General features: G+C 47.5%; 7 protein-coding genes. 4 read left to right on the forward strand and 3 right to left on the reverse strand.

Annotated features, from left to right (window positions below):
* Positions 1-1,245: asparagine synthase B (asnB, locus tag AC4MRN_RS17710; RefSeq protein WP_491204021.1), on the reverse strand; the 1,245-nt coding region annotated here is incomplete at its 3' end.
* Positions 1,246-1,533: 288 nt separating this feature from the next.
* The gene (locus tag AC4MRN_RS17715; protein WP_491204025.1) at positions 1,534-3,135 is read right to left on the reverse strand and encodes a M28 family metallopeptidase; all 1,602 of its coding nucleotides are present in this window, start codon (positions 3,133-3,135) and stop codon (positions 1,534-1,536) included.
* A gap of 99 nt (positions 3,136-3,234) precedes the next feature.
* Here AC4MRN_RS17715 and AC4MRN_RS17720 point away from each other — a divergent pair, with 99 nt between their 5' ends.
* Positions 3,235-4,098, forward strand: coding sequence for a DUF3025 domain-containing protein (locus AC4MRN_RS17720; RefSeq protein WP_491204022.1), 864 nt, complete (start codon positions 3,235-3,237; stop codon positions 4,096-4,098).
* 53 nt (positions 4,099-4,151) lie between these two features.
* On the opposite strand, the gene AC4MRN_RS17725 is transcribed toward AC4MRN_RS17720, so the two are convergent.
* Entirely contained in the window at positions 4,152-4,856 is a 705-nt protein-coding gene (locus tag AC4MRN_RS17725) for a Yip1 family protein (RefSeq protein WP_491204023.1), read from the reverse strand.
* Between the two features lie 198 nt (positions 4,857-5,054).
* Here AC4MRN_RS17725 and AC4MRN_RS17730 point away from each other — a divergent pair, with 198 nt between their 5' ends.
* The 3 genes from AC4MRN_RS17730 (at position 5,055) to AC4MRN_RS17740 (ending at position 8,002) form a co-directional block, all read left to right on the forward strand.
* On the forward strand, positions 5,055-5,837 hold the full coding sequence (locus AC4MRN_RS17730) for an ABC transporter ATP-binding protein (RefSeq protein ID WP_491204024.1): 783 nt from the start codon (positions 5,055-5,057) through the stop codon (positions 5,835-5,837).
* 1 nt (position 5,838) lies between these two features.
* Positions 5,839-7,032: an ABC transporter permease gene (locus AC4MRN_RS17735; RefSeq protein ID WP_073325079.1), complete on the forward strand. Its 1,194-nt coding sequence runs from the start codon at positions 5,839-5,841 to the stop codon at positions 7,030-7,032.
* A gap of 100 nt (positions 7,033-7,132) precedes the next feature.
* Positions 7,133-8,002: a hypothetical protein gene (locus tag AC4MRN_RS17740; protein ID WP_073325078.1), complete on the forward strand. Its 870-nt coding sequence runs from the start codon at positions 7,133-7,135 to the stop codon at positions 8,000-8,002.
* Positions 8,003-8,307: the final 305 nt, after the last annotated feature.

Consider the following 8,307-nt stretch of genomic DNA (forward strand, 5'->3'; position numbering starts at 1 on the left):
GCGCATGGCAACGTCCATGAACTCTTTGTCCAGGAACGGTACACGTGCTTCTACACCCCATGCTGACGTGGCTTTGTTGGCACGTGCACAGTCAAACATGTGCAGGCGGTCAAGCTTACGCACGGTTTCTTCGTGGAATTCTTTGGCATTCGGCGCTTTGTGGAAATACAGGTAACCACCAAAGATTTCATCTGAACCTTCGCCAGACAGTACCATTTTGATACCCATTGCTTTGATCTTGCGGGTCATCAGGTACATAGGCGTAGCGGCACGGATAGTTGTCGTGTCGTAGGTTTCCAGATGGTAAATAACGTCGCGGATCGCATCCAGACCTTCCTGAATGGTGAAGTGGATCTCGTGATGCACGGTACCAATCATGTCGGCTACTTTTTTGGCAGCCAGCAAGTCAGGTGCGCCTTCAAGGCCTACTGCAAACGAGTGCAGACGTGGCCACCAGGCATCAGACTTGTCTTCATCTTCAACGCGCTTAGCAACGTATTTAGCCGCAACGGCAGACACCAGTGATGAATCCAAACCACCCGACAACAGTACGGCGTAAGGCACGTCTGACATCAGGTGAGATTTTACGGCTTTTTCAAACGCTTCGCGAAGGTCGTCGATGCTGGTTTCGTTATCTTTAACGGCATCGTACTCCATCCAGTCGCGTTTGTAGTATTTCACTAATTCGCCGGTTTTGCTCCACATGTAGTGGCCTGGAGGGAATTCACTGATTGTTTTACACACAGGCGCCAGGGCTTTCATTTCTGATGCTACGTAGAAATTACCGTGCTCGTCGTAACCTGTATATAGCGGGATAATACCAATATGGTCACGGGCAATCAGGTAGGAATCCTGCGCTTCGTCATAAAGAACGAAGGCAAACATGCCTTGTAAATCGTCAATAAACTCTACACCGCGTTGTTGATACAGAGGTAAAATCACCTCGCAATCAGAACGGGTTTTAAAGTTGTATGGGGTAGCCAAATCTTTAGCCAACTGCTTGTGGTTGTAGATTTCACCGTTAACCGCCAGGATTTGCTGACCGTTATCGCTGATAAGCGGTTGTGCGCCAGTGTCGACATCGACGATAGCTAAACGCTCGTGACACAAGATGGTATTGTCATTATTCCAGATACCCGACCAGTCAGGGCCACGGTGACGCAGCGTTTTGGTTAATTCAAGTGCTTGGGTTCTGAGTTCAGACACATCGGTTTTGATATCTAAGATACCGAAAATACCACACATAGGAAGCGTTCTCTCTTGTCACATAGTTAAAGGATAATGTTTTCTGTCGGTGCTCGAATTGATATACAGCGGTGGATTATTTTTTTGCAGGATAAAACCTTTTCACTCGCGAGTACTGAATGTGCCAGCATGAGATAAAAATGCAAGCTTAATCTTTGATTAATTCGCTATTAAGTATAAAAAATAAGCAGGATAGCCCGGGTAGCGTGAATGCTGTGTGAAAGTAGCGCAAATAAAGGGGAGGGAAGCGGTTGTGCTCAGCGTGGAGCACAACCGCCAAAACAGTTGTTAGGGACGCTGGAATTCGCTGGATTCACTCCAGGTTGGCCAGGCCTCTTTGTTGGCTACCATGTAACCCACTTCCATAAGTAATTGGGTATCCTGTGATATGCCACTTAAATCCCAGCCATCGCGGAATTTGTCACAGACCTGGTGATAGCACCCGGTAACCACCACTTTCATGTGTTTGCGGTATTTTGCCGTGGCTTCGTCAAACGGCTCTTTTCCACCTTTCGCGTATAGCGCAGGTACACCCGCCTTAGCAAAGCTAAAGTGATCTGAGCGGTAGTAATATCCGGCTTCAGGACGGTCTTCCTGTGCCAGAACGCGGCCCTGACGCTGGGCTGCAACAGTCAGTTCCTGCTCCAGATCCGATTTACCCATACCAATGACCGCCACATCTTTGGTTTTACCCAATACGTTCATGGCGTCCATATTGATGTTGGCAACGGTTTTATTCAATGGAATAACCGGGTTATCCGCGTAGTACTTTGAACCCAGTAAGCCTTGTTCTTCCGCCGTGACAATCAGGAATGAGATTGAACGCTTGGGCGCTGGCGTTAGTTGGGTAAAGGCTTCAGCCATCACTAGTGCGGCAGCTGTCCCTGTCGCATTGTCATGGGCGCCGTTGTAGATTTGGTCGCCTTCAAGGCTCTCGTCTTTACCTAGGTGATCCCAGTGTGAGGTGTAAATCACATGTTCATCGGGTTTTTCTGAGCCAGGTAAGGAGGCCAAAACGTTGTAACTTTTCGATGCTTTAAAGGTGTTATTCACGGTAACCGTCATCGCTTGACCAAGTGCTTTTGAATAAGGACCTTGCATCGCTTTGGCTTTCTCAGCAGAAAAATCGAGGCCTGCATCAGCAAACACTTTTGTAGCGGCTTCCAGAGTCAGCCATCCTTCGACCGCTACGCGACTTGCGCCCTTTTCCGGGCTAACCAGGCCGTATTGTGGGCCGCTCCAGCTATTTGCAACCACCGACCATCCATAAGAGGCCGGGGCGGTTTCGTGAACGATAATAGCGCCGGCTGCGCCTTGACGGCTTGCTTCTTCGTATTTGTAGCTCCAGCGACCGTAGTAGGTCATGGTGGTGCCCTGGAATTTACCGCTTTCAGGGTTTTCAAAACCAGGGTCGTTTACCAGAATGACTACGGTTTTGCCGGTGACATCCGAGCCTTCATAATCGTTCCAGTCGTACTCCGGGGCATTAACACCGTATCCAACAAATACCAGCTCGGAATTTTCCAGTGACACAACAGACTGCTCGCGTTTTGACGACGCGACCATATCTGTTTTATACACAAACTCATTATCGCCAATCGTCATCACCATATTGGGATCAGCGGTGATTTCCATTAAGGCCACTTCCTGTAAATAGCTATCGCCATTACCCGGCTTTAAGCCCATGCGTTTGAATTCTTTTGTCAGGTAATCCAGCGTTTTGCGTTCGCCCTCTGTGGTGGGTAAACGGCCTTCAAATTCATCGGATGCCAGGGTTTTTAGCGCAGGCGCAATTTTTTCCGGCGTAATTGACGCGTAAACATCATCAAAGTTGTTTTTTTCTGTCGGGGTCTCGGGTGAACAGGCAGCGATCATTGCGCAGCCAGACATCACCAGAGGCAGGAAGATTTTTTTCATATTATTATCTCTGATTGCATTACAATAGCGACCCAGTATAGATAAATCGGTCGCAACAACCAATCATTCAGCATGAAATCTGTCGCAGTCAACCAATCATTGAGCCACCGTGCTTCTTTGTCCTTACCCCTTCGCGTTTTGTTTGAGTATTTCAATGTAAAGGACATCAGTGATACGCCAGATATAAACCAGCTAAATCAGTTGGCAGAAGGATTTACGAGTCAGGCTGAAAGACGTGTACCTGAGTTTGTTGAAGCGCAGCAGTTCGAGCATGACCCGAGGTATTACGAGACGATTGTGGCTGAGGCCGCTCAGGTACCAACGCGGGATCGCAACTGGCATGATGCCTTCAATGCAATGATTTGGATGCAATTCCCGAACAGTAAACAACGGTTGAATCACTTTCATATTGCTGATATCACGGCATTCGGCGCACATCCTCGTACGCCTCGACGAAACCGTCTGACTCATTTCGATGAATGCGGTGTCGTGTTAGCGGTGCCGGCTTCCTGTCTTGAGCAGGGGAATAATTTGCTTGAAGCGTTGGCAAAGCACCATTGGCAGCGAGCCTTTTGTGAATATCAGCAAGTCTGGGGCGCGCAGGTATTTCCGCTTATTTTCGGGCATGCAATCTATGAAATGTTGCTCAATCCGTTTATTGGATTAACCGCTAAATGGCTGGCGGTGGTTGTGCCCGATGAATTTATTGCTGCATCAACAGCCCGTCAATATGCGTTAGCAGATCAGGCGCTCGAACAACGACTGTTGGAATTTGATGGGTTGAGCAGTAAACAGGTATTAAAGCCATTGCCTGTGCTTGGGGTGCCGGACTGGAGTGAAGGCCAAACAGACGCGTTTTATGCAAACCGCGATTATTTTCGCCCGCTGTCTGCAAATGCACAGCCTACGTTACAATTACCTTTGGTTGGGAAATAAAAAACGGGCCGTGCAGTTAATACTGGGCCCGTTTCTGTGCACTTGTCGCCGGATTACATCAAATTAATCACAAACCAAATTGCCCAGATTAAAGCAAATGGTGCACAGGCAATAAGGGTGGATTTTTTCGTTGAGAAGCTAGTCCATTGCGCAATGCCCACCGCAATAAGGTAGATAGTCCACAGGCTTTCCAGACGCATAGATTGGGCAAAACCAAACCAGTCTGAAGACATTTGAATATCCGCCCAGTACGCTAACGACAGGGGACTAATAACAGTAGGTAGGATTTGGTGGTCGCTCGACAGCGCGATTAACGCAATCGCAATCAGTGCGTTAATGACTGCAGGCATACTCGCCCACCAGGTAAAGCCGTACCAATCTGTAAAGCCATTGAGGTTTTGTTCGTCGGATTTGGTCATTAAATGCAGGTAAAGGGCTACCACGGCGTTGACGACAATTGGGCCAAGAATACCGCCAATCAGCATAAACATTTGCACTGCCGATTGCTCCATACCTGAGCGGATCTGGTTTTGCTCAGCAGGACTCATATCGCCATACTGGGTGTTGATGAGCATGTCCTGGTACCAGGCAAAATCAACAAAATTGATGAACAGATAGCCTGGTAACACACTTAACACCGTAACAATTAAAAACGGTACCCACGACCAGTTATTGTGTTCGTTTACGGCTTTAAACACACCATTCGGCTTGAAAAATATATCATTACAAGCCTGAATTGGATTGGTGACTTCAGACATCCGTGACTCCTTATAATTTGTAACATTTAATCGAATTATTGTAATTTGAATGTCAGTATACTGATATATGAGGTGAGGTGGAGTGAAAAAGTGTAACGAATTTTCACATTGAGCCACTTAGCCACATTCAACATTGGAATTTAAAAAAGAAAGCAACGGTTATTTTGCTGACAATAACGATAACAACAGGGAAAACTCATGATAGAAATTTCTCAACTTGCCAAGAAGTTTACGGTGGAAAACCCCAAAAAACTCAGCGAACAAGAGAAAAAAGATCCGCGATTGAAAGGGCGTTTTTTTCATTCCGTAGAGAATGTCTCGTTTCATTGTTCTTCAGGTGAAGTGTTGGGGTTACTCGGGCCTAATGGGGCTGGGAAGACCACGACGCTGCGCATGCTCTCTACGGCGCTTACGCCAGATACGGGCGACATTACCATCGACGGTACAAATGTAGTAAAAACCCCGGTTATTGCGCGCAAAATGATCGGCTTTTTGTCTGGCTCAACCGGCTTGTACGGTCGATTAACCGGACGAGAGAACATTGCTTATTTCGGCCAGTTGCACGGAATGTCTGCTGCCCAGATCGACACCAAAATTGCTGAACTGGCCGATGTACTGGATTTGCACAGCTTTCTGGACCGAAAGTGTGAGAATTTCTCTACCGGAATGAAGCAAAAAACCGCTATAGCGCGCGCTGTGGTGCATGACCCTAAAGTGGTTATCTTAGACGAACCTACCACCGGCCTGGATATTATGGCGGCACAAACCGTGTTGGACTTTATTCAGCGGTTAAAAGAGAAAGGTGTGCCGGTTATTTTTTCCACCCACCACCTCGATGAGGTTTCCGAGTTGTGCGACCGGGTAACGGTTATCCATCACGGCAAAACCCATTTTTCAGATACCTTTGACGCATTCAAAGCCAAGTCTGACGGCTCACTACACCAGGCATTTATGCGAATTATTGAACAGGGAGGGGAATAACATGTGGAAGGTAATGCTGAAAGAAATCAAAGAACTGTTACGCGATCGCAAAACCCTGTTTTTTATGATTGCGCTACCGATTCTGGTGTTCCCGCTATTAATCGGTCTGGTGGTATTTTTCGGTGGTAAAGCCGTCGACAAAGCTGAAAACAAAGTGCTGGATTACGCTGTCATTGGCGCTCAGTATGCGCCGGCATTGGTCGAAGAACTGTCAACATCTGATATGTTCAACGAAGTGCTGATCAACGACGATGACGACATCAAGGCCTATGTAAAAGCAGAGAAAGCCGATTTTGTACTGGTTATCCCGAGCAACTTTAGTGACGATGCGCTGGCAAACGGTCAGGTAAAGCTGCAGTTGTACCTTAATGACGCTGGTTTAAACATGGTACGTAAACGTCTGGATAAAATTGTCGATGCGTTTTCAGAAGAAAGCCAGGCAAAGGCGTTTGAAACATTAGGCTTAAATGAGCAACAACAAATCGCGCTTATTGAACCCATTGTTATCGAAAAAGTGGATGTGGCAGACAAGCGCGAGAATTGGGGCGAAAAAATCGGCGGTATGATCCCGTACTTTATTTTTATGCTGTGTTTACAAGGTGCCATGATCCCGGCAACGGATTTAGGTGCAGGTGAGAAAGAGCGGGGCACACTGGAAACCTTGTTGATATCGCCCATCGAAAGGCACCACTTGGTGTTGGGTAAGTTCTTTACCATTGCTTTTGCCGGCGTTACATCGGCCCTGATAACGGTGAGCAGTATGGCCGTGTGGGGCCTGGTACTCAGTCAGGGTATGGCGTTAAAAGTAGTGGCGGAGTTTATGAGTGCGATTGGCGCGATAGACTTCATTCTGATGTTCCTGATGTTAGTGCCTGTCGTTGCTATTTTCTCAGCGGTGCTACTCAGTTTGTCCATTTATGCCCGCAGCTTTAAAGAAGCACAAGGGTATATGACACCGCTGGTGTTCGCTGTCATCGTACCGGTTATACTTGCCATGTTGCCGGGCGTTGAACTTAAAGGCGGCTGGGCTTGGGTACCGCTAACGAATGTGGCACTGGCCATTAAAGAACTGATTAAAGGCACTATGGATTACTTCCAGCTGGTCGCCATCTTCTCTTCTACAGCCATTATTGCGGCAGGACTTTTATTCTTCTGCGTGTACTGGTTCAACAAAGAGAAAGTGCTGTTCCGCTAAGCCGCTAAATCGTTTTTATGAAGCCCGACCTTGTCGGGCTTTTTTTATGCCGCCACGTTACCTGCTACACTTATCAAAGTGTCATTAACAAGGAAGCGTTATGAAACAGGGAATCCCACTCTTCTTTAGTCTGATTGCCTTATTTAGCCCGCATTTACACTGTGAAGAAATTGTCGCCGGTCAACTTTATAACGGGGGTACAGAGCTCACGTCTTCTGCGTTGGGAATTACTTTAACCATACCGTCTGGCTGGCAGGGAGGGTTACCACAAGGGGCCGGCGCGTTGGTGCTGGATGCTGAGAATGGCGAGGCCTCCATGTTGTTGGTGTTCGATTCCTATAATCAGACACAAATTGAGTCAATGATGGCCGGGTCAATTCCACTGGATGAAGGGATGTACCTGCAGCCAAAGGCTTCCCCAAATGTTCAGGACAATACCGTTGTTAACGATTATCTGGTTATGGGCACTGCTGTGCCGCTCGCTGCGAATGTCGCCGCCAGAGAACTCCGGGAAGGGCTCAGTCTGGCGACCATTATTTTTGCCTCCTCCATGACAGCAGAGTTGAAGCAACTTGCCTTAGCAATCACAGCAGACATAACGGTGTTTGAGCCGGCCGACCCCGCTGTTAATGAGCAAGCTGGCGGTTGGCAACAATACATGCGAGGTCGTTACATCGCACGTTATTACACCGGTTCAGGCTATCGTGAGAAACACGAGATGTGGCTGTGCAGTGACGGGAGTTTTGCTACATCCTTCAATGCGGGTGGATACAGTATGGATGGCTTCAGCGGCGCAATGAATGACGGGAATTCAGGCACCTGGCAAGCGTTGGGAGACCTAAACCAATCCGGCGTGCTTGTGCTCACCTATACCAACGGCAATCAGTCAAGGTATGAGTTGGTATTACAGGACAACCTCTATCTGGATGGGCAAAAATGGTTGCGCGGCGAAAATGAGCGTTGCTACTAGGCGAAGAGTTTTCTGAAAATACTGTTGCAGCCGCTCTTCGACAAATAAAAGCTACAAGGCTAATTTTGTAGAAATGTTAGCAGCGGCCTTTCGGCGCTTGAGATTTATTTGATTCAAATATGAAATTCCAGTTCAAAGTGTAAACGTATACACTTTACCTTGGCCTATTTGCTGCGTGTTTTCCATTCTTTCTGAATTCCCTTGTTTTTATTCTTCTCTTAACGATTTGGTTGCCTGGCCACATTGCATTTTGTTAACAGCAGGCTGTCCAAAAGCATCACATTCCGCAATAAATGCGCACTATT

This window comes from Marisediminitalea sp., assembly GCF_984433645.1.

Bases quoted from the DNA above. Each gene is read 5' to 3' on its own strand.
- AC4MRN_RS17715 (WP_491204025.1), bottom strand. From the start codon at position 3,135: ATGTCTGGCTGCGCAATGATCGCTGCCTGTTCACCCGAGACCCCGACA.
- AC4MRN_RS17720 (WP_491204022.1), top strand. From the start codon at position 3,235: ATGAAATCTGTCGCAGTCAACCAATCATTGAGCCACCGTGCTTCTTTG.
- AC4MRN_RS17740 (WP_073325078.1), top strand. From the start codon at position 7,133: ATGAAACAGGGAATCCCACTCTTCTTTAGTCTGATTGCCTTATTTAGC.
- AC4MRN_RS17735 (WP_073325079.1), top strand. From the start codon at position 5,839: ATGTGGAAGGTAATGCTGAAAGAAATCAAAGAACTGTTACGCGATCGC.
- AC4MRN_RS17730 (WP_491204024.1), top strand. From the start codon at position 5,055: ATGATAGAAATTTCTCAACTTGCCAAGAAGTTTACGGTGGAAAACCCC.
- AC4MRN_RS17725 (WP_491204023.1), bottom strand. From the start codon at position 4,856: ATGTCTGAAGTCACCAATCCAATTCAGGCTTGTAATGATATATTTTTC.